The organism is Roseburia sp. AM23-20 (assembly GCF_003470905.1).
In the GTDB taxonomy this organism is placed as follows: domain Bacteria; phylum Bacillota; class Clostridia; order Lachnospirales; family Lachnospiraceae; genus Roseburia; species Roseburia rectibacter.
Genome location: NZ_QRHS01000001.1, coordinates 432,641 through 452,610, shown reverse-complemented (window position 1 = coordinate 452,610; position 19,970 = coordinate 432,641). Strand labels below are relative to the sequence as shown.

General features: G+C 41.5%; 16 protein-coding genes. 10 read left to right on the top strand and 6 right to left on the bottom strand.

The features are described from left to right. Positions 1 to 49: 49 nt before the first annotated feature. Positions 50 to 1,138, bottom strand: a complete 1,089-nt coding sequence (locus DW650_RS02090) for a pyridoxal phosphate-dependent aminotransferase (RefSeq protein WP_118208947.1) — start codon at positions 1,136 to 1,138, stop codon at positions 50 to 52. 88 nt (positions 1,139 to 1,226) lie between these two features. On the opposite strand from DW650_RS02090, the gene DW650_RS02085 reads away from it, so the two are divergent. The 4 genes from DW650_RS02085 to DW650_RS02070 are packed head-to-tail and all read left to right on the top strand — an operon-like array spanning position 1,227 to position 8,024. Beyond that, positions 1,227 to 4,760, top strand: a complete 3,534-nt coding sequence (locus tag DW650_RS02085) for a DUF5717 family protein (protein ID WP_243102836.1) — start codon at positions 1,227 to 1,229, stop codon at positions 4,758 to 4,760. A gap of 24 nt (positions 4,761 to 4,784) precedes the next feature. Continuing rightward, positions 4,785 to 6,023: a DUF5716 family protein gene (locus tag DW650_RS02080; protein ID WP_117921732.1), complete on the top strand. Its 1,239-nt coding sequence runs from the start codon at positions 4,785 to 4,787 to the stop codon at positions 6,021 to 6,023. Between the two features lie 24 nt (positions 6,024 to 6,047). Further along, positions 6,048 to 6,857 (top strand): hypothetical protein, encoded by an 810-nt coding sequence (locus DW650_RS02075; protein WP_118208946.1) that lies wholly within the window; start codon positions 6,048 to 6,050, stop codon positions 6,855 to 6,857. Beyond that, positions 6,858 to 8,024: a hypothetical protein gene (locus tag DW650_RS02070; protein WP_118208945.1), complete on the top strand. Its 1,167-nt coding sequence runs from the start codon at positions 6,858 to 6,860 to the stop codon at positions 8,022 to 8,024. Positions 8,025 to 8,091: 67 nt separating this feature from the next. Here the strand turns inward: DW650_RS02070 and DW650_RS02065 are convergent, their stop codons facing one another. From DW650_RS02065 to DW650_RS19895, 3 genes are read right to left on the bottom strand one after another with little or no spacing between them, the layout of a single operon-like run. Next, entirely contained in the window at positions 8,092 to 8,700 is a 609-nt protein-coding gene (locus DW650_RS02065) for a manganese catalase family protein (RefSeq protein ID WP_117921736.1), read from the bottom strand. After that, positions 8,701 to 8,973: a spore coat protein CotJB gene (locus DW650_RS02060; RefSeq protein WP_117921738.1), complete on the bottom strand. Its 273-nt coding sequence runs from the start codon at positions 8,971 to 8,973 to the stop codon at positions 8,701 to 8,703. Beyond that, positions 8,964 to 9,089, bottom strand: a complete 126-nt coding sequence (locus DW650_RS19895) for a spore coat associated protein CotJA (protein WP_241071007.1) — start codon at positions 9,087 to 9,089, stop codon at positions 8,964 to 8,966. Before DW650_RS19895 ends, DW650_RS02060 begins: the two co-directional genes overlap by 10 nt. A gap of 370 nt (positions 9,090 to 9,459) precedes the next feature. Between DW650_RS19895 and DW650_RS02050 the strand changes: the two genes are divergently transcribed. From DW650_RS02050 to DW650_RS02035, 4 genes are all read left to right on the top strand, one after another. After that, on the top strand, positions 9,460 to 10,776 hold the full coding sequence (locus tag DW650_RS02050) for an extracellular solute-binding protein (RefSeq protein ID WP_118208944.1): 1,317 nt from the start codon (positions 9,460 to 9,462) through the stop codon (positions 10,774 to 10,776). A 23-nt stretch (positions 10,777 to 10,799) separates the two neighbouring features. Continuing rightward, a complete protein-coding gene (locus tag DW650_RS02045) occupies positions 10,800 to 12,533 on the top strand; it encodes a methyl-accepting chemotaxis protein (RefSeq protein WP_118208943.1) in 1,734 nt (577 codons plus the stop codon). Between the two features lie 206 nt (positions 12,534 to 12,739). Continuing rightward, complete coding sequence (gene gltX, locus DW650_RS02040; RefSeq protein ID WP_015520425.1) at positions 12,740 to 14,191, top strand: glutamate--tRNA ligase; 1,452 nt, start codon at positions 12,740 to 12,742, stop codon at positions 14,189 to 14,191. 67 nt (positions 14,192 to 14,258) lie between these two features. Continuing rightward, entirely contained in the window at positions 14,259 to 16,082 is a 1,824-nt protein-coding gene (locus DW650_RS02035; protein ID WP_118208942.1) for an ATP-dependent helicase, read from the top strand. Here the strand turns inward: DW650_RS02035 and DW650_RS02030 are convergent. Further along, the gene (locus tag DW650_RS02030) at positions 16,079 to 16,390 is read right to left on the bottom strand and encodes a DUF1292 domain-containing protein (RefSeq protein WP_117921748.1); all 312 of its coding nucleotides are present in this window, start codon (positions 16,388 to 16,390) and stop codon (positions 16,079 to 16,081) included. The two genes, DW650_RS02035 and DW650_RS02030, sit on opposite strands and share 4 nt — an antisense overlap. Before the next feature lie 162 nt (positions 16,391 to 16,552). Between DW650_RS02030 and DW650_RS02025 the strand changes: the two genes are divergently transcribed. Both DW650_RS02025 and DW650_RS02020 read left to right on the top strand, forming a co-directional pair. After that, positions 16,553 to 18,427, top strand: coding sequence for a glycogen operon protein GlgX (locus DW650_RS02025; protein WP_118208941.1), 1,875 nt, complete (start codon positions 16,553 to 16,555; stop codon positions 18,425 to 18,427). Between the two features lie 23 nt (positions 18,428 to 18,450). After that, positions 18,451 to 19,089: a DUF5662 family protein gene (locus tag DW650_RS02020; protein ID WP_117921752.1), complete on the top strand. Its 639-nt coding sequence runs from the start codon at positions 18,451 to 18,453 to the stop codon at positions 19,087 to 19,089. Here DW650_RS02020 and DW650_RS02015 read toward each other — a convergent pair. Then, the gene (locus DW650_RS02015; protein ID WP_118209038.1) at positions 19,037 to 19,930 is read right to left on the bottom strand and encodes an RluA family pseudouridine synthase; all 894 of its coding nucleotides are present in this window, start codon (positions 19,928 to 19,930) and stop codon (positions 19,037 to 19,039) included. The two genes, DW650_RS02020 and DW650_RS02015, sit on opposite strands and share 53 nt — an antisense overlap. Positions 19,931 to 19,970: the final 40 nt, after the last annotated feature.

The window sequence follows — 19,970 nt, the reverse complement described above, 5'->3', positions numbered from 1 at the left end:
ATGAATTACAAAAACAAATGCCGGTGAACAGATTTGTCTGACCGGATATTTACCGGAGCAGGCAGGCAAGCAGTCTGTCATTATCCTCTGGATTCATGATACAGAGCCGGATGTACTTGTTATCCAGAAATGGGAATGTGGAGCAGTCACGGATCATCATTTTTTCACGGATCGCACGGTCAAATAGATCCTGGGAAGTAAGGTCATCTTTTAAAATGCGTACCAGCATGAAATTGCCGCTTGGTTCATATACTTTAAAATCAGGGCTTTTCTGGAATGTCTGATAAATTCTTGCACGCTCTGAAGTGATCAGGTCTTTGGTAGCTTTGATGTATGCAGTGTCACGGAACATCGTCTCTCCGGCAACGACAGCCAGGGAATTGATCGTCCATGGATTTTTTCTGGTATTGATAGATTTGATCAGATCACGGTTGCCTGTGATCGCATAGCCGAGGCGGAGTCCCGGTGCCGCGAAAAATTTTGAGGTACCACGTAAAATGACAATATTGTTATAATAGTTTGTCAGTGGCACAGCGGAGATATCAGCCATATTATCGGCAAATTCCACATAAGTTTCATCCACCATGACATAAATGTCATGTTCCTTGCATGCATCTAAGATGTGACGCATTTCTGTTCTTGTAATGCAGGATGATGTAGGGTTGTTTGGGTTACATATAACGATCAGATCAATGCTTTCATTCAGATGAGAGATAAAATCATCAACATCTAAACGGAAATTATCCTTTTCGCGAAGCGGATAATAGAGTGTCGTACCTCCGCCAAGAGAGATCTCACGCTCGTATTCGGAATAAGTAGGACCGATGACCATTGCCTTTTTCGGGTGCTCAATCTGTATAAAAAGAGAGATCAGTTCTGTGGAACCGTTACCTACGATGACGTTTTCATATTCTGTACCGCAGTATTCTGCGATGCATTTACGAAGAGATGTATATTCCCTGTCAGGATATGTCGTGATCACATCGATCTGCTCGGAAAGAGCGGTACGAAGAAGCGGTGATACACCAAGCGGGTTAACATTTGCAGAAAAACTGACGATCTCTTCTTTTCTGATGCCGTAGATCTGCTCTATTTTTTCTAAATCACTTCCGTGAAAATGGTCTTTGTGTTTTATCATTGCGAACTCCTCCAAATTGGTTTATAATCTATTATAATGATTGTCATTGAAAAAGCAAGCAATTAAAAGAGAAAAAGCGGGTGTCGATTTGCGAAGACGGATACAACAACTGGCAAGGGGAAAATTCGAACACTTAAAGCCATCTCTTTCAATTTCTGTGGATAAAATTGACATTACTGCAATGGAAGGAAATGACGTTTCGGGGGATTTTGTGATCACAAGCACAAATCATGTGCCGATGCGTGGAATCGTATATTCTTCCAATCCGAGAATGGAATGTCTGACACCACAGTTTGAAGGGGAAGAAATAAGGATTCGTTACCAATTTCATAGTTATGGTCTGGTTGAAGGTGATATTCAAAAAGGAGAGTTCTGTATTGTAGTAGAACAGGGTGAATATAACCTTTCTTTTGTTGTGTCTGTTTCTAAATTGTATGCGGAATCTTCTGTCGGGAAAATAAAAAATTTATCCGATTTTGCCAGACTGTCAGAAAATGATTTTGAAGAGGCATTTCATCTGTTTTATTCTGGAAAATTTAAAAATATATTTCATTCCGGTGAAAAAAGAGAAATGCTTTTGTATGAGGGATTATCAAAAGGAACTCCCTCCGGTCAAAAGGTAGAAGAGTTTTTGATCGGTATTCATAAAAAGAAGCGTACAGAGGTTTTGCTAAAAGAGAGCAATACTGTATTTTATCAGGTACATGAAAACAGACTGGAAACTTTTCAGATAAACAGAAGCCAGCACGGTTATCTTGAAATCAGAGTCAGTTCAGATGCAGGTTTTTTAGCCTTGAAGAAGCCAAGGGTTACCGATGAGATGTTCGTGGGGAGCGTCTGCAATGTAGAATATTACATTGTGGCAGAAAAAATGCATGCCGGAAAGAATTTTGGAAAGATATGTCTGGAAGTGCCGGGACAGGAAACGTTAATTTATCATGTATGTGCCACATCAAAGCCGGAAAATGCTACAGAAAATGAACCTGTTTTTTTAGATATCCAGAAATCCAGAGCAAAATTAATGCAGCTTTATCTGGAATACCGCCTGAAGCGGATCGTGACAGGCGTATGGGCGAACCAGTCGGGAGTTATTTTAGACCATTTATCTACTTTGTGTAAGGATGAAAAAATATATGGACTGATGAAAGCACAGGCACTGATCATCAATCGCCAGAGACAGGAGGCATCCTGGATTTTAGATGATTTTAAACGGACATGTGAGGATCATACAAGCCCGGAATGGGGATATTATCTTTATCTGTGCACACTGATGGAACGGGAGCCGTCTTACGTAGATCGTCTGACGATAGAGGTGGAGCAGATTTTTAAAATGCATCCGGATGATTCAATGCTGTTCTGGGTGCTGTTATTTTTAAAAGAAGAGTATTATCAGAAACCGGCAGAAAGGTTAGAAGCAGTCCGGGACTGGATGCGTTATGATAACAGTCCGTATTTTTATCTGGAGGCATATTATCTGATCTGGCAGGACCCTTATTTACTGACAAAACTTGGAACATTTGAAACACGCATATTATACTGGGTTGCAAAATGGGGTGTTATGACAAGGGATATTGCAATACAGGTAACGGGTCTTGTCGCAGGGAAAAAGGAGTATCATCCGTTTCTATACCGTATTTTAGAAGCATGTTATGAGGTAAAACCAGATGATGAAATGTTGACGACGGTGTTGGGATATCTGATCCGCAGCCAGTGCTTTGGTGCAAAATATCATCACTGGTATGAGCTTGGAATAGAACGAGAGATTCGTATTACAAGCCTGTATGAAGCATATCTTTTATCACTGGATGGAAGAAAACTTGAGCGTGTACCGAAGATGATTCAGATGTATTTTCAGTATGACAGTGGATTGTCCTGGCAGCAGAAGGCGGTTTTATTTGTCAATATTATTGCGGCAAAAAAAATACAGCCTGATGTATATCAGAAGTATCTGCCGATCATAGAACGCTTTGCGATGGAGCAGCTTGAGGCAGGTCATGTAGATGATAATCTGGCTGTGATTTATGATGAGATGTTTGCACAGGGTATCATAAATGCGGATATTGCACATTGGGCATCTGAAATTCTTTTTACACATAAGGTGATCTGCACAGATTCACGTGCCGCAAAGATAGAAGTTTATGAATACGCATGCAACAATGCAGATAATAAGGAAGCCGTGATCCGGAACGGAGCAGCATATTTTACCGTACATACAAAGGATTACTGCCTGATCATGGAAGATATTTATGGCAATCGTTTTTGCGGGGATATTGGTTATTACGAAGAGCCGTTGATGGACATTGACGGCTGTGTAAAGAAGTGTATGGAGTTTGCACAGGAAGAATTGCCTTATATTCTTTATTCCATGCAGCAGAAGGGCGGAGAAGAAGTTGATGATCCGGATTTTCCGGGTGTGTGGGCTGTTTTGAAATCACCGTTGGTAAGTGACCGCTATAAAAGAGATGTTGCAGAACAGGTTATATCATTTTATCGGAAAAGAAAGTATGAGGCAGGATGCCTGACTGGTCTGGATCATAAACTCTTATCAACAGCTTCGCGTCGTATGCTGATGCAGTATCTGACAGAAGAACATTTGTATGAAACAGCGTATCGAATGGCAGAAGAATGTGGATATGAGCATATGGATACGGCAGCATGTGTCTCTTTATGCAGTTATGCGATCCATACAGCAGGTTTTGAGGAAGATGATTTCCTGCTTGGATTTGCAGAGTATGTATTTTACAGGGGCATCTATAATGATGTAATTCTTATTTATCTCTGCAAATATTATAATGGCGCAACAAAGACCATGGCGGAAATCTGGAAAGCAGCCGGCGAGTTTGATATAGATACGTTTGATCTTGAGGAGCGTATTTTAAGTCAGATGCTTTATTCGACTGACTATATTGCGGATGTGGAAGATATCTATGAAAGTTATGTAAAAGGCGGGGGACGGGAACTGATCTGCATGGCATATTTATCTTATTTTGCAGATGCATGGCTGGTGCGGGATATGGTGGTACCTGAGTATGTGTTTGAACAGATTTTTGTACGCTATCAGGAAGGTAATCCGCTGAACGATGCATGTAAACTGGGACTGCTGAAATATTTTTCGGAGAAAGAACACTTATCAGATGTAATGTACCGGGCGGCTGATGAGTTGTTGGAAGAGTACACATCACAGAACCGTTACTTTGATTTTTTTCTGGAGTTTGAGAAAAAATTGCGTTTGAAATATCATTTGTATGATAAAGCATTTGTAGAATATCATACAGATCCGGGACGAAAGATTATGATTCATTTTAGTCTGGATGGGGAGCATTATGAGCAATCGCTGCTAAATGAGGTTTATGATGGTATTTTTGTCAAAGAATTTATTTTGTTTTTTGGCGAATCTGTACTTTATTATATGACAGAGCAGGAAAAGACAGAGGAGAAGATAACGGAAAGTGCATGTTTAAATTGCAGAAATGTACTGGATGAAGAAAGTCATGGACGATATGAGATGTTAAATGATATGCTGATGCATCATGCGATGGGAGAACGCGATGCGCAAAAGAGAGAAATGAAACAATACTATGGAATGCAGATGGTAACAAAAGAGGTATTTCATATTTTATAAGTAAGAGGGAGAAAAGTGGAAAAAATGCCGTATTATCTGGGCATTGATCTTGATAATGACAATGCTGTGATAAGTTACTTCCAATTGAATATGAGAGAACCGGAGACGGTCAGTACGGTAGCAGGCAGTGAGGTGTACCAGATTCCTTTGATGCTGGCAAAAAAACATGGAATTGGTCAGTGGTTTGTTGGTGAAGAGGCGAAGCGTCTCGCACTTTTGCAGGGGGAGGAAGCAGTGTCCGGACTGCTTCATGCAGCCCTTTCGGGACAGGAATTTTTCGTGGAGGGAGAAACTTATAAAGCAGAAGAACTGCTGGCGCTTTACATAAAAAAACTGATATATCTGGCAGGAAAACTGGGGAATCCCGTGACACCTGATTTTTTGGTTATCACGCTTGAGCAGTTGTCAAGGGAGGTGACTGAACTCTTTATCCGTGTGGCAGAGCGGATTGGAATACACGATGGAAGACTGACACTCATTGACAGGAGAGAGAGCTTTTATTATTTTGCCTTCAGTCAGCAAAAAGAATTATGGCTGCATGATGTGTATCTGTTTGATAACCGTGGAGACGAAGTATGGTGCAGAAGACTTGAACGTGATCAAAGGACTATGCCACAGCTTGTCACGATCAGTGAGGAACAGCGCAATATAGACAGAGCAGGCAAGGATGCCAGCTTTTTGAAAGTTGTAACAGAAGCCGTATCGGGACATATTGTTTCAGCGGTATATCTGACTGGAGATGGTTTTGATGGTGAATGGATGAAAGAGTCGCTTTCTTTCTTATGTAAAGGCCGTCGGGTCTTTATGGGGAAAAACCTATATTCCAAGGGAGCGTGTTATGCAGCGGCAAGAAAGTGTATGAAAACAGAAAACAGCTGGCAGTTTGTCTATATGGGCGATAACGAGATGAAAGTAAACGTCAGCCTAAAAGTGCAAAGACAGGGGAAAACGGAGCTTTTGACACTAATCAATGCAGGGGATAACTGGTATGAGACAGTTGGAGAATGTGAGGTATTGCTGGATGGATCAAATGAGATCGATTTCTGGCTGCAGCTGCCAAACAGTAAGGAGGCGCAGATTGAAAAACTTACACTTGCGGATCTGCCAAAGCGGCCTCCGCGTACAACGCGTCTCCGTATCAAAGCACAGCCGGTTTCTGATATGGAAGTAAAGATTAAGATCAAAGATCTGGGGTTTGGAGAAATCTTTAAGAGTTCGGACAAAACGTGGGAATATATGATGTCACTGGGAGCAGTGAAATAGACGAAAGAGAGGCAGGAAAGACGAATGGGCGATTTGATCTTATGTAACCAGCAGTTGGCGGCGATGCCTTATTATATTGAAAATGTATCGTTAAATGTTTATTCGTTGGATGAACTGTGTTATTATATCAAAAATAATACCTGTCTTTTGGATGCGGATTTCATGGACGACGAATTGTGTGACTGGGTGGAACATGAGCTGGGGCTGCCGGAGGTGGCAGAGAACCTTAGACATATTAAGGATGGAGGGGGGATTTTATCAGAATTTACCGGCTGCCTGATGTCTGCGTGTGGTTATTGCACACCAGAGGAACAAAAGCAGATCAGAAATACACTTCAGGATATGGAGCATAAATCGGCATTTGAATGCGGAAAAATCAAAGCTGACCGTTATCTTGAAAATCAAAAATACATAAACAGTATTACGGAGTACAGAAAGCTCTTGCAGTCGGAAGAGAATGAAAAGCCCCAGATGGTTGGTGCCGTGTGGCATAATCTTGGCACAGCATATGCAAGGCTGTTTTTATTTGAACAGGCAGCTGACTGCTATGCAAGGGCGTACGAAAAAAACGACGATGAAGAATCTTTGCGGGAGTGTCTGATGGCATGCCGTTGCAATCATGATGAGCGGGCGTTTGGACGCAGGGTGGAATATTTTAAAATAACATCTGAGAAAGCAAAAGAAATTGCAGATGAATTGAGCAGATGCAGCAGAAGTGATGCGATATGTCAGTTTGAAACAATGCTTGATGAGTGGGATGCCGGGGATGAAAAGGTATGGGAGATGCAGCTTGAGGAATGGAAAAAACAGTACAGGAAGGATTGTATGGTATAAATGAAATTTTTTAACAGATGGAAAAAACGTAGTTTTGAAGAAAAAATGGATGATTTAAACCAGACTGTGCTGACGGAAAACAACATAAAAAATCCGAAACAGGTGGAACAATATGTTGTAGAGCGATTAGAACAGATGATCGATATCACACAGGAAATCGAGGAGGAAAAGTCAGAGTATCGCACAGTCACATCTTATCTTAACGACATTCAGAAATTGGAGGATCTTCCGGAGCCTGAAAAGAAAAAAATTGCAGATGTGGCACAGAATGTTGTGCAGTTAAACAGCGCGAGAAATTCGTTCCTGAATTCAGAAAAAAAACTGACTGATGCGCAGTTTGCGCAGCTTGAGCAGGAAGAGAAAACCATGCCGGAAGCAATCAAGCGTCTCAGCTCGAATGAACTTTATCAGGATACTATAAAAAAAGATATGAAATACCTTGAAAGAGAAAAATCAAGGTGGCTGTTACATCGTGAATATCTGATGCATCAGCAGAAAAGTTTAAAAAATTTATTATATATCATTCTTGCGGTCGTGGCAGCAGTGGCAGTAACACTTATCACGTTACAGTTTGGATTTAAGGTTGATACATATTATGCATGGATGATACTGATTTTTGTTATGGCAGTGGCAGTTTGTGCAGATTATCTGAAGATGCTGCACAATGATTCTGAAATAAAATTAGCGGAACGAAGTGCAAACAAGGCAATTCTGTTACTTAATAAGGTGAAGTTTAAGTATGTCAATATCACAAATGCGATTGATTATGCCTGTGAGAAATATCATGTAAGAAGAGCTTCGGAATTGAATCAGCTGTGGCAGTATTATATGGATGCAGTGCGCGAACGTGAAAAATATCAGCGCACAAATGAAGATCTTGAATATTTTAACAGCAGACTGGTACGTGCCTTAAACCAGTATCAGCTATATGATGCACAGGTGTGGATCACACAGGCAGCTGCGCTGATCGATCCAAAGGAAATGGTAGAAGTTAAGCACGGACTGATTCTGCGCAGACAGAAATTAAGAGACAGGATTGAGTATAATGTCACAGAAATGAAAAACCAAAGGGAGGAAGCGTTAAAACTTTCTGTAAAAGCCGGAAATATGAAACCTCAGATTGATGAGATCATCAATGCGATTGACCGGTTGATGGAGACAATGTAGGTTTAGAACTGCGTGCAACATGTCTGTATAAGACGTGCTGCACGCAGTTTTTTGTCAGTTTGCTCTGTTATTTTCCACATCCCGGATCAAATTCCGGATTGCACATATAAAAGTTTTTGCTGTCGAGTTCTTCCAAAACAAGACGTAGACCCTCACCAAAACGCTGGAAGTGGACAATTTCCCGCTGGCGCAGAAAACGGATCGGTTCACAGACTTCCGGGTCTTTTACGAGACGTAAAATGTTATCGTAGGTAGTACGGGCTTTCTGTTCTGCAGCCATATCTTCAAACAGATCAGTGATCGCATCCCCTTTGCTTTGAAATTCACATGCATTAAACGGGATACCACCTGCCGCCTGCGGCCAGATTCCGGCAGTGTGGTCAACATAGTAAGGAGCAAAACCAGCGGATTCAAGTTCTTCCGCACTTAAACCTCTGGTAAGCTGCCGGACGATAGCAGCAATCATTTCAAGGTGGGCTAATTCTTCCGTTCCAATATCTGTCAGCAGCCCTGCTACCTTATTGTAGGGCATGCTATATCTCTGCGAAAGGTAACGGAATGATGCAGCAGCCTCTCCGTCCGGGCCGCCGTATTGACTGATGATAATCTGGGCGATTTTGGCATTGGGTCTTGTAATGTTGACTGGAAATTGCAAACGCTTTTCATAGTTCCACATTTAACAGTCACCTCCTTCCCAAGGCCAGGGGTCTGATGCCCAGCACCAGTAATTATCCGGATTTGCAGTGTCGATGGTAAGCGGTGTGTAATTTTGTGCGTATGCGCGCAGCGCTGTGCGCCGCAGATCAGCATAATGATTGAAATATTTTAAAGCATTTTCATCATCTGGATGAGTGTCAAGATATTCTGTGATTTCCACGACTGCAAAGCTGACCATGTCGATCCAGTGAAGAAGCTGTGATTGATTCATCTGACTGATCATCATCGGCATCTACCTCCTTTTGCAGCTAAAAATGGTTTATCCAGTTCTGGAAAGATTGTTCCTGCACTAAGTGCACGATCCGGTTCGTAAACAGAAGAAAATTGCTGCCAGGGAACGTAGGCCATGGCGAGTACATGATCTGAATCGCAACTGGGATTCCCTGAAGGGGAGATACATTCCATGCAAGGCATAGATTCTGCATTTGGTGCAGAAGAAACAGGTGAACGTCCGCAGGAACGACCTGCATTCCCGGACATATGATAAGGTCTCATAATTGTTCTATTCCTTTTATCGTTAATTTTATAGTAAGATATGTAGAAAAGAAGATTTTTGTGCACGTATGAACATGATGTAAAAAAATAACTGAATATAGTCAAAAAAGCCTGCTTTTATATCGAAAAAAGCAAAAACGTGATTGATAAATATGTAAAAAGCCTGTAAAATAGATAAGTGATGTAGTGATAAGACGGCATAATACGAGAAAGGGGAATTAGAATGAAAAAAAGAATCGTTGCAGGAATGCTGTTTACGACAATCTTGTGTATGGCGTTCGGAGGCTGTGGAAATACGGCAGATCAGAAAAGTACAAACAGTGATGGCGCTGTGGAGTCAGTAGTACCGGGGGCAGAAGCATCTACAGAAATTGCTTTTGGAGATATGGAAGCGGATAACGGAGTGGTACAGCTGAAAGTCTGGTCAGAGGAAGATAATTTTGATATGTTAAACCAGATGATAGACAGTTTTAAACAGAAATATGCCGGGGAGGCAAAGCTTGAGATAACATTGGAGCAGAATGCAGATTCTGATACAAAGGATGTCTTATTAGGAGATATTCATAATGGTGCAGATGTTTTCTCGTTTGCGGATGACCAGCTTTCTGCAATGGTTGCAGCAGGTGCGTTATATCCGGTGCCAAATGCAGATGAGGTAAAAAATGCAAATTTAGAGGAGGCAGTTTCAGCTGCATCTATTAATGATACATTGTATGCTTATCCGATGACGGCAGATAATGGATATTTCCTTTATTATGATAAAAATGTTCTTTCTGATACAGATGTTCAGACGATGGATGGAATATTAGCAGCGCTGGATGCTGCCGGTAAATCGTTTTCCATGGAGTTAAATTCTGGATGGTATCTGTATTCGTTTTTTGGAAACACAGGTTTAGAGTTTGGTATCAATGATGATGGTGTGACAAACTATTGTAACTGGAATTCAACGGATGGAGCGATTAAGGGAATTGATGTAGCACAGTCTATTTTAAATATTACAACCAACCCGGCATTTATCAGTCAGCCGGATGGCGATTTTGTTACCGGAGTACAGAATGGTACGATCGGTGCCGGAATCAGTGGTGTATGGAATGCTGTTTCCATTAAAGAGGCTTGGGGAGACGACTATGGTGCAGTAAAGCTTCCGACTTATACAGTAGCAGGACAGCAGATACAGATGTCATCCTTTACCGGATATAAAATGATGGGTGTGAATACGTATTCAAAATATCCGGAATGGGCTGCAAAATTAGCAGACTGGCTTACAAACGAGGAAAACCAGACCATTCGTTTTGAAGAGAGAAATCAGGGACCGTCTAATACCAATGCGGCAGCGTCGGATGCTGTAAAACAGGTACCGGCAATCCAGGCTGTTATTGCACAGTCTGAGTTTGGTAAACTGCAGCGTGTTGGAAACAGTTACTGGGATGCATGTTCTGCATTTGGTGATACGATGGCAGCAGGCAATCCATCCGGACAGGATCTTCAGGAAATTATGGATATACTTGTTGATGGTATCACGGCATCCACGGCTAAATAAGTAACAGGAGGACAAATCACATTATGAAAAAACAGGGACGTTTCAGCACAAAAATGATCATACTGATTCCAGTGTTTGTTCTTGGAATTGTGTCCATTATTTCGAGTATTCTGGCAGTAAGGAATATCCGTAAAGTCAATGCAAATGCAACACAGATCGCAAATGGCTATATGGTCTGTATCGCAGATTTAGGGTCGATTCAGACAGAAACAGAAAAGATTCATCGGCTTGGATTGTCACATATTGTAGCAACAGATCTTGATTCCATGATCTCTCTTGTAGATGTCATACGTTCAGAACAGACGGTGCTTGATGATTATCTGTCAGATTTTGAACAGTTTATAGATGATTCAGACCGCGAAAATTACGAGGCGATATTGTCAAATTATGAAGGTTTGAAATATGAAAATGCAAATCTTATGGCATACAGCGCAAATGGAAACAAAGAGGCTGCGTATGCTTTGGCAAACGGTGCAATTTCAGAGTATGCAGACAAGATAGATCAGAATATCACGGCAATTCAGGAAATAGTAAATAACAATGCGGACACAGCAAAAACGCAGTTGACGGCTGTATATAATTATTCACTGACTGTTAGTTTTATTACCATTGCGGTAAGTATAGCATCTCTGCTGGTTGCAGTATTTTCCGTATTAAAGATGGTAATTGTACCTCTTTCTAAAACACAGAAAGAGATTACCGGAATCATTGACGGTATTGATAAACGGGAAGGTGACCTGACTAAACGTGTGACAATCATGTCGAACCAGGAAGTTGCTGCAGTCGGCAGTGGAATTAACCTGTTTATGGGAAAATTACAGGATATTTTTAAGACGATCATTCATAATTCAAAACGTATGGAAACGGTAGTCAATGAAGTCCGTGAAAGTGTTATGACATCAAACAGCAGTGTGTCTGATCTGTCTGCATTAACGGAGGAACTTTCAGCTACCATGCAGGAGATGTCAGATAATGCTTCTTTGATCAATTCCAATACGGAATCTGTTGCGGGAGAGGTAAATCAGATTGCGGAGCGTACAACTGAGATTAATAATTATACGAAGGAAATGAAAGGTCATGCGGATTCCATGGAATCTGCTGCGCGTTCTAATATGGAATCTACCGGCACGAAAGTCAATGAGATTCTTGAGGTGTTAAACAGGGCGATTGAGGACAGTAACAGTGTAAATCAGGTAAATAGCCTGACGGATGATATTTTGAATATTGCAAGCCAGACAAACCTGCTTGCATTAAATGCATCTATTGAAGCAGCCAGAGCAGGGGATGCAGGACGCGGTTTTGCTGTTGTTGCAACAGAGATCAGTCAGCTTGCAGCTGCCAGTCAGGAAGCTGCAAACCGTATCCAGCAGATCAACAGTGTTGTAACTCAGGCAGTGCATAATTTAGCAGACAATGCAAATGGACTTGTACAGTATATGAACGAATCTATCCTGCCGGAATTTGAAGAATTTGTAACGGCCGGAAGTGAGTATAAAAACAAGGCAACCTACATAGAGAATGCCATGAATGAATTCGAATCAAAGACGGATTCATTAAAGAACACAATGATTGAGATACAGAAATCGATCAATACGATTGCACATGCCATCGAGGAGGGGGCAAAAGGTGTCAGCAATGCGGCAGACAGTACACAGGTACTTGTTACAGATATGGAGAATATCTCAAGCCGTATGGATGAGAACTTTGAAATTGCAACCGATTTAAAGAAAGAAACGGCGATATTTACAAAACTATAATGCTGGCATTGCACCTGAAGGGAAAATGTTTTAAGTATGCAGAGACAGGAGAACGATCCTGTCTCTGCTTTTTACCGTTATATTTCGATTTGTGAACTTGTCAGCAGGGAAAAATTGTTATATAATGACGTGTACGGCATTTGAAATTTGAAAATCTTTTCCGGATCATAAAGATGGAAAATGAGAATACAGGAGGAAAATAAAAAATGAGCAAAGTAAGAACAAGATTTGCACCAAGTCCGACAGGAAGAATGCATGTGGGAAATCTGCGTTCTGCATTATATGAATTTTTGATCGCAAAACATGCAGGCGGCGACTTTATGCTTCGTATCGAGGATACGGATCAGGAGCGCTTTGTAGAAGGTGCAGTTGATATTATATATCATACCTTAGAGGAGACAGGCTTAGTACATGATGAGGGACCAGATAAAGATGGCGGTTATGGTCCATACGTACAGAGTGAGCGTATGAAGACCGGTATCTATATGAAATATGCAAAAGAACTGGTCGAAAAAGGCGAGGCATATTACTGCTTCTGCGACAAGGAGCGTTTAGAGTCTTTAAAAACAGAAGTGGACGGTAAAGAGATCATGATGTATGACAAACACTGTCTGCATTTAAGTAAAGAAGAAGTGGAGGCAAATCTTGCTGCTGGCAAACCGTTTGTCATCCGTCAGAACATCCCGAACGAGGGAACAACGACCTTCCATGATGAGTTATACGGAGATATCACGGTGGATAATGCAGAACTTGATGATATGATTCTGATCAAATCCGATGGATATCCGACCTATAATTTTGCAAACGTGGTTGACGATCATACCATGAACATCACACATGTGGTACGTGGAAATGAGTATCTTTCCTCTTCGCCGAAATACCAGCGTCTGTATGATGCATTTGGCTGGGAATCACCGGTTTACATCCATCTGCCGCTGATCACGGATGAAAACCACAAGAAACTTTCTAAGAGAAGCGGACATTCTTCTTTTGAAGATCTGTTAGAGCAGGGATTTTTAAGTGAAGCAGTTGTAAACTATATCTCACTGCTTGGCTGGAGTCCGGAAGATAACAGAGAAATTTTTACCTTAGATGAGCTGATCAAAGAATTTGATTACCACAGAATCAGCAAATCACCGGCGGTTTTTGATTATACAAAATTAAAATGGATGAACGGTGAATACATTAAAGCAATGGATTTTGACAGCTTCTATGAAAAAGCAGAGCCGTATATCCGTGAGGTGATCACAAAGGATCTTGATTTAAAGAAAATTGCAGCAATGGTAAAGACCAGAATCGAGGTATTCCCGGATATCAAAGAGCATATTGATTTCTTTGAGGCGCTTCCGGAATATGATGTGGCAATGTATACGCACAAGAAGATGAAAACAAACGCAGAAACATCTTTAAAGGTATTAAAGGATGTACTTCCACTGTTAGAAGCACAGGAAGATTACAGCAATGACGCATTGTATGCCACATTGTTAAAATACGTGGAAGAGACCGGTGTGAAGAATGGCTATGTAATGTGGCCGATCCGTACCGCTGTTTCCGGCAAACAGATGACACCGGGCGGAGCGACAGAGCTGATGGAGGTACTTGGAAAAGAAGAGTCCATTGCCCGCATCAAAAAGGGTATTGAATTGTTAGAACAGTAAGATTTTTTGACAGGCAGGGAGATTTTAAATTTCCCTGCCGTTTCAAATCTATGAATTGAGGTAATCTATGAGCTTTAATGCATCACAGACACGGGCAATCCATCATAAAAATGGACCCATGCTCGTTCTCGCCGGACCAGGTTCCGGAAAAACCCTTGTAATTACGGAACGCACGAAATATCTGATCGAAGAGTGTGGGATAGATCCGGCGCAGATTCTTGTTATCACATTTACAAAAGCTGCGGCAACAGAGATGAAACGCAGGTTTCAGCGGAAGATGAACAGATCATGTCCGGTAACATTTGGTACATTCCATGCGGTTTATTTTGCAATCTTAAAGCATGCATATAATTACAGTGCGGATAATATTGCGAGAGAGGAACAACGCTATCAGTGTATGAGAGAGATCATAGCGAAGGAACATCTGACCTATGAGGATGAGACGGAATTTATCACTTCCTTGCTGGGGGAGATCAGTCTGGTCAAAAATTCAGGAATACAGATCGCAAATTATTATTCGAAAAACTGTGCGGAAACTGTGTTCCGGAAGGTGTACCGTGAATATCATGAGTTTTTGTATAAAAACAGACTGATCGATTTTGATGATATGCTGGTATACACGAAAGAACTTTTTGAGCAGCGCCCCGATATCCTTGCGGCGTGGCAGAATAAATACCGCTATATTTTGATTGATGAGTTCCAGGATATCAACCGGATTCAGTATGATATTATAAAAATGCTGGCAGGAGAGCGTAAAAATCTGTTTATCGTGGGAGACGATGACCAGTCAATCTATCGTTTCCGCGGCGCAAAACCGGAAATCATGCTGCATTTTAAAGACGATTATCCGGAAGCGGAGACTGTTCTTTTGGATGTGAATTACCGTTCGACAAAAAATATTGTGGCAAGTGCCGGCTGTCTTATCAGTCACAATAAAGAACGCTTTACGAAAAAAATCGAAGCTGCTGACCAGGGAGACATTCCGATCGAGTGGCAGCAGTTTGAAAGCCAGCGCAAAGAAAATGCGCGTATTATCTGGGATATTCAGGAGGCAGTGGAAAGAGGGGCAAAATATGAGGAATTTGCAGTACTTTTCCGTACCAATACGCAGCCGAGACTTCTGATGGAGCAGTTGATGGAATATAATATACCATTCCGGACAAGAGACACTGTACCAAATTTATATGAACACTGGATTGCAAAAGATATCTTTGCATATATAAGAATTGCGATGGGAAGCAGGGAAAGAAGGGATTTCCTGCAGATCATGAACCGGCCCAAACGCTATATCAGCAGGGAATCATTAGACGAGGAGACGGTGGCATTTGATGTATGGGAATGGTACTATGAGGAACAGCCGTGGGTGGCAAAGCGTATTGAAAAACTTGAGGGTGATATCCATATGTTAGAGCATTTAAGCCCTTATGCGGCGATCAATTACATAAGGAAGGCTGTTGGCTATGACGAATTCTGCACAGAATATGCGGATTACAGAAGAATTAAGGCGGATGATCTGTTTGATGTTTTAGATGAACTGTTAGATGCTGCAAGAGAGTATAAGACCTATGATGCCTGGTTTGACCACATTGAAAATTATACGAAAGAGTTAAAAGAATTTTATCGTGTGCAGAACCAGAATCCAAACAGTGTTGCGTTAGCAACATTGCATAGTGCAAAAGGGTTAGAATATGAGAATGTATACATCATTGACGTCAATGAAGGAGTTATGCCATACAAAAAAGCAGTGTTAGAACAGGAAATAGAAGAAGAGCGAAGGATGTTTTATGTAGGGATGACGCGTGCAAAAAAAAATCTGCATCTTTTTTCGGTAAAACAACTGAACCATAAAGATGCAGAAATTTCGCGCTTCATCAAAGAAGCTCAGAACTAATCATCCATTTCCTCAAAGGCTGCTTCATCTAAAAGCTCGTCAAAACGGTCGGATACAGCTTCGTATTCATCATCATCCTCGATATTATCAAGGGAAGGATTGCCTTCACTGTCCTCAGAATAACGATAAATAAATACTTCGCCTTCCTCGTTCTCCTCGCCATTTTCATCGAGTGGGAGAAGTGCAATGTAATCACGTTCGCCAACAGTAAAAATGGTAAGAATCTCACATTCTACCTGACTTCCGTCGTCAAGATCAAGGGTTACAACGATATCTTCATCGTCATTGTTCTGGTTAAAATCACTCATGCCGATACCTCTCTTTTTTGTAATGGTCCTAATAAAGACAAAGACATCATAACATAATCGGGTGTGATTGAACATATTTTTCTATACAAAATGTAAAAAAAAAGGTATACTATTTTATTATAGAAAAAATACCGGGGTACGATAGAAAAGGTGGCAGACAGCATGGATTACACGATCAGAGAAGGCGATTACGAAAAATTAGGAGTACAGAAAAAGAATGATGCAGTTATTTTCACATTTGAAGGGGAAAAAGAAGAAAACTGCAGCATTCTTTTTTATGGGAAAAAAGCAGAGCCTGTCTGCAGAATTCCTGTACCGGAAGAATATTGCCGCGGATCAGTACGTTCTGTAGCTGTAGCCGGCAAGTTATGGAAAAATTTAAGATACAATTACGAGATAAATGGAAAAATCATTACGGATACCTATGCGACCCGTATTATAGGCAGAGAAAAATGGAACGATAAAACCCGCAGTGAGAATGATTATTTTATCTGTGGCGGTGCATATCCGCAGCCGTTTGACTGGGGAAATGACAGACAGCCGGAGATTAAACGACAGCAGATGGTTATGTATAAACTGCATGTGCGTGGCTTCTCCATGGATGATGCATCCTGTCCGAGAAAAGAGAGGGGGACATTTCGTGCAGTCGCAGACAAAATCCCGTATCTGAAGGCACTGGGTGTTACGACAATAGAGCTAATGCCTGCTTATGAGTTTGAAGAGCAGATAATACCAAAGAAAATGACGCTGCCGGATTATCTTAAATGGGACAGCCAGAGCGATGATCTGATCAAACCGGAAATAGTACAGCCGGAGAAAAAAATTAATTATTGGGGATATGTTCCGGGCAACTATTTTGCTCCAAAGGCTTCTTACAGCAGCAGTATAGATGCTGCGTCTGAGTTTCGGGAGATGGTGCGCACATTACATCAGAATGGAATGGAATGTGTGATGGAATTTTATTTCGCACCTGGGATGAATCAGAATGTGATTCTGGATGCACTGCGGTTCTGGGTACGGGAATATCATGTAGATGGATTTCATCTGCAGGGGGATGCACTGCCGGTTACAGCAGCAGCGCAGGATCTTCTGCTTAGCAGAACGAAGTTATTTTATACGCACTTTGATCCGATCCTGTTGGAAAATGCAAAGAAATATCATCATTTATATGTATATAGTGATGAATATCTGTATCCGGCAAGGAAAATGCTGAATCATATGGAAGGCAGTCTTAACGAGCTTTTCTGTCAGCAGAGAAAGCAAAACAGTGTGGAAGGTTTTGTCAATTACATTACAAATAATAACGGATTTACCTTGTGGGATCTGTTTTCCTACTGCGAAAAGCATAATTTGGAAAATGGTGAGGATAACTGCGATGGAAATTGCTTCAATTACAGCAGTAATTGCGGCGCAGAGGGAAATACGAGAAAAAGATATATAGATAATTTGCGGAAAAAACAGGTCAGAAATGCATTGACCATGGAGTTTTTGGCACAGGGAGTTCCACTGGTTCTGGGAGGAGACGAATTTTTAAATTCACAGCAGGGCAATAACAATGCGTATTGTCAGGACAATAAGACAGGCTGGCTGAATTGGAAAAAACAAACAAAAGAAAGCTGGCTGTATGAATTTGTGAAAAAACTTGCAGGTTTCCGCAGGGAACATCCGATCATTGCTTCGGATCATCCGATGGAGCTAAGCGATTATGGGCGGAAAGGATTCCCGGATCTTTCCTATCATGGGGAGAATGCATGGATTTCTTCAATACCGGCTGACAGACAGGCTGCGGGGATGCTCTATTGCGGCGAATATGAGAAGAAGTCAGATCAGACACCGGATGATTATATCTATATTGGTTATAATTTTCACAGTGGTCTGTCGCATCTTGCACTGCCAAAACTTCCGCAAAATAAAAAATGGTATCTTCTGATGACTACGGCAGTGGAAAATTCATTTCTGCCGGAAAAGAGACTCCTCGAAGATCAGCATCTTTTGGCAATCGAAGGGCAGTCAATCAACATTGTAATTGGAATATAAAAGTAGTAAAGAGGGTAAAAGATATGATAAAGGCATGGAAACATTTATGTACGATCCTGCATCACAAAAATTTAGTCCGGGCAGGCTGTTTTAAAATCGGACTTTATAAACAGGGATTATTGCATGACATGTCAAAGTATACGCCGACAGAATTTTTAGTAGGATGTAAATATTATCAGGGAACGATGAGCCCTAATAATGCAGAACGTGAAGATAAAGGATATTCTTCGGCATGGCTTCACCATAAGGGAAGAAATAAGCACCATATGGAATACTGGATGGATTATGGTGTTGGTGATGGGAGAGATGGTCAGAAACCGCATCGTGGGATCTGTGGTATGAAGATGCCGATTCAGTATGTGGCAGAGATGTATGTGGATCGTGTTTCAGCATCAAAGAATTATCAGCGGGATAAATTCAGACCGGACAGCCCGCTTCAGTACTATTTAAAAGGCAGACAGCATTATATTTTAAATGAGGACACGAAAGCGATGTTAGAACTTTTACTGGTTATGCTGGCAGTAAAAGGGGAAGATGAAGTAAATCATTTTCTGAAATATGAGGTATTAAAAGGAAAGGTTCCTTATGAGAAAGAATACCTCATTAATTTCAGGAAAAATCTGGAAAAAGGCAGTGCATATCGTCTGGAAGAGGAGCAGTGAGAACGAGCAGCCCGCCTGTGATAGGATGTGAAAATGTTAAGCGGTAGGAGTGAAGAGCCTGCCGCTTTATTGTTTTATCTGTTGGATTATAAAGAAAATCCCCGATCAGTGGATGACCGATCGATTTTAAGTGAACGCGGATCTGGTGTGTACGACCGGTCTCTAAATGCAGCGACAGCAGAGATAAACCATCGTGATAAGCAAGGCGTTCATAATGTGTGACGGCACGTTCTCCGTTTTTATAGTCGATCTGGCGTTCGATCGTCGATCCATCCACGCGTCCGATCGGAGCATCGATCGTTCCAGATTCAGGTGTTTTTCCGGAGACAATGGCGATATATTCCCTTGATATCTCGCGTCTGGCTGCTGCGGTACTTAATATGGCAGAACTTAACATGTGCTTTGCAATGAGGGTCAGCCCGGTTGTGTCACGGTCGAGACGATTGACACAGCGGAATGTATAAGGGATATTCTGGTCGTTATAATAGCCACATACAGCATTCGCAAGTGTATGGTCGTAGTGGTTGAGGGACGGGTGGATGGGCATATATGCCGGTTTATCCACAGCAAGGATGTCCTCGTCTTCATAACAGATGGAAAGCGGCAGGGAAACTGGCAGAATATGTGCGGAGGATGTATTTTCTTCCAGGTGGATAAAAAGTTCGTCGCCGGCAGATATACGTGTGCGCATGTAAGCCCATTCCCCGTTTAACAGGACGCTTTCGGGTGTCTTTTTCAGTTGTACGAAAACAGCATTTGGATATCCTTTTAGAGAGAGGTACTCACGAATGCTGAAAGAATCATATTCCGGCTCTATCCGGTAATTAAATTTTCGAATCATATGGTCATTATATAATAAAACTTTGAAAAAATAAATGGGG

What these genes read in the sequence shown, in the direction of transcription:
- DW650_RS02075 (WP_118208946.1), top strand. Translation starts at nt 6,048, where the DNA reads ATGGGCGATTTGATCTTATGTAACCAGCAGTTGGCGGCGATGCCTTAT.
- DW650_RS02030 (WP_117921748.1), bottom strand. Translation starts at nt 16,390, where the DNA reads ATGAGTGATTTTAACCAGAACAATGACGATGAAGATATCGTTGTAACC.
- DW650_RS02080 (WP_117921732.1), top strand. Translation starts at nt 4,785, where the DNA reads ATGCCGTATTATCTGGGCATTGATCTTGATAATGACAATGCTGTGATA.
- DW650_RS02025 (WP_118208941.1), top strand. Translation starts at nt 16,553, where the DNA reads ATGGATTACACGATCAGAGAAGGCGATTACGAAAAATTAGGAGTACAG.
- DW650_RS19895 (WP_241071007.1), bottom strand. Translation starts at nt 9,089, where the DNA reads ATGGCCTACGTTCCCTGGCAGCAATTTTCTTCTGTTTACGAACCGGAT.
- DW650_RS02015 (WP_118209038.1), bottom strand. Translation starts at nt 19,930, where the DNA reads ATGATTCGAAAATTTAATTACCGGATAGAGCCGGAATATGATTCTTTC.
- DW650_RS02090 (WP_118208947.1), bottom strand. Translation starts at nt 1,138, where the DNA reads ATGATAAAACACAAAGACCATTTTCACGGAAGTGATTTAGAAAAAATA.
- gltX (WP_015520425.1), top strand. Translation starts at nt 12,740, where the DNA reads ATGAGCAAAGTAAGAACAAGATTTGCACCAAGTCCGACAGGAAGAATG.
- DW650_RS02050 (WP_118208944.1), top strand. Translation starts at nt 9,460, where the DNA reads ATGAAAAAAAGAATCGTTGCAGGAATGCTGTTTACGACAATCTTGTGT.
- DW650_RS02060 (WP_117921738.1), bottom strand. Translation starts at nt 8,973, where the DNA reads ATGCCGATGATGATCAGTCAGATGAATCAATCACAGCTTCTTCACTGG.
- DW650_RS02035 (WP_118208942.1), top strand. Translation starts at nt 14,259, where the DNA reads ATGAGCTTTAATGCATCACAGACACGGGCAATCCATCATAAAAATGGA.
- DW650_RS02070 (WP_118208945.1), top strand. Translation starts at nt 6,858, where the DNA reads ATGAAATTTTTTAACAGATGGAAAAAACGTAGTTTTGAAGAAAAAATG.
- DW650_RS02065 (WP_117921736.1), bottom strand. Translation starts at nt 8,700, where the DNA reads ATGTGGAACTATGAAAAGCGTTTGCAATTTCCAGTCAACATTACAAGA.
- DW650_RS02045 (WP_118208943.1), top strand. Translation starts at nt 10,800, where the DNA reads ATGAAAAAACAGGGACGTTTCAGCACAAAAATGATCATACTGATTCCA.
- DW650_RS02020 (WP_117921752.1), top strand. Translation starts at nt 18,451, where the DNA reads ATGATAAAGGCATGGAAACATTTATGTACGATCCTGCATCACAAAAAT.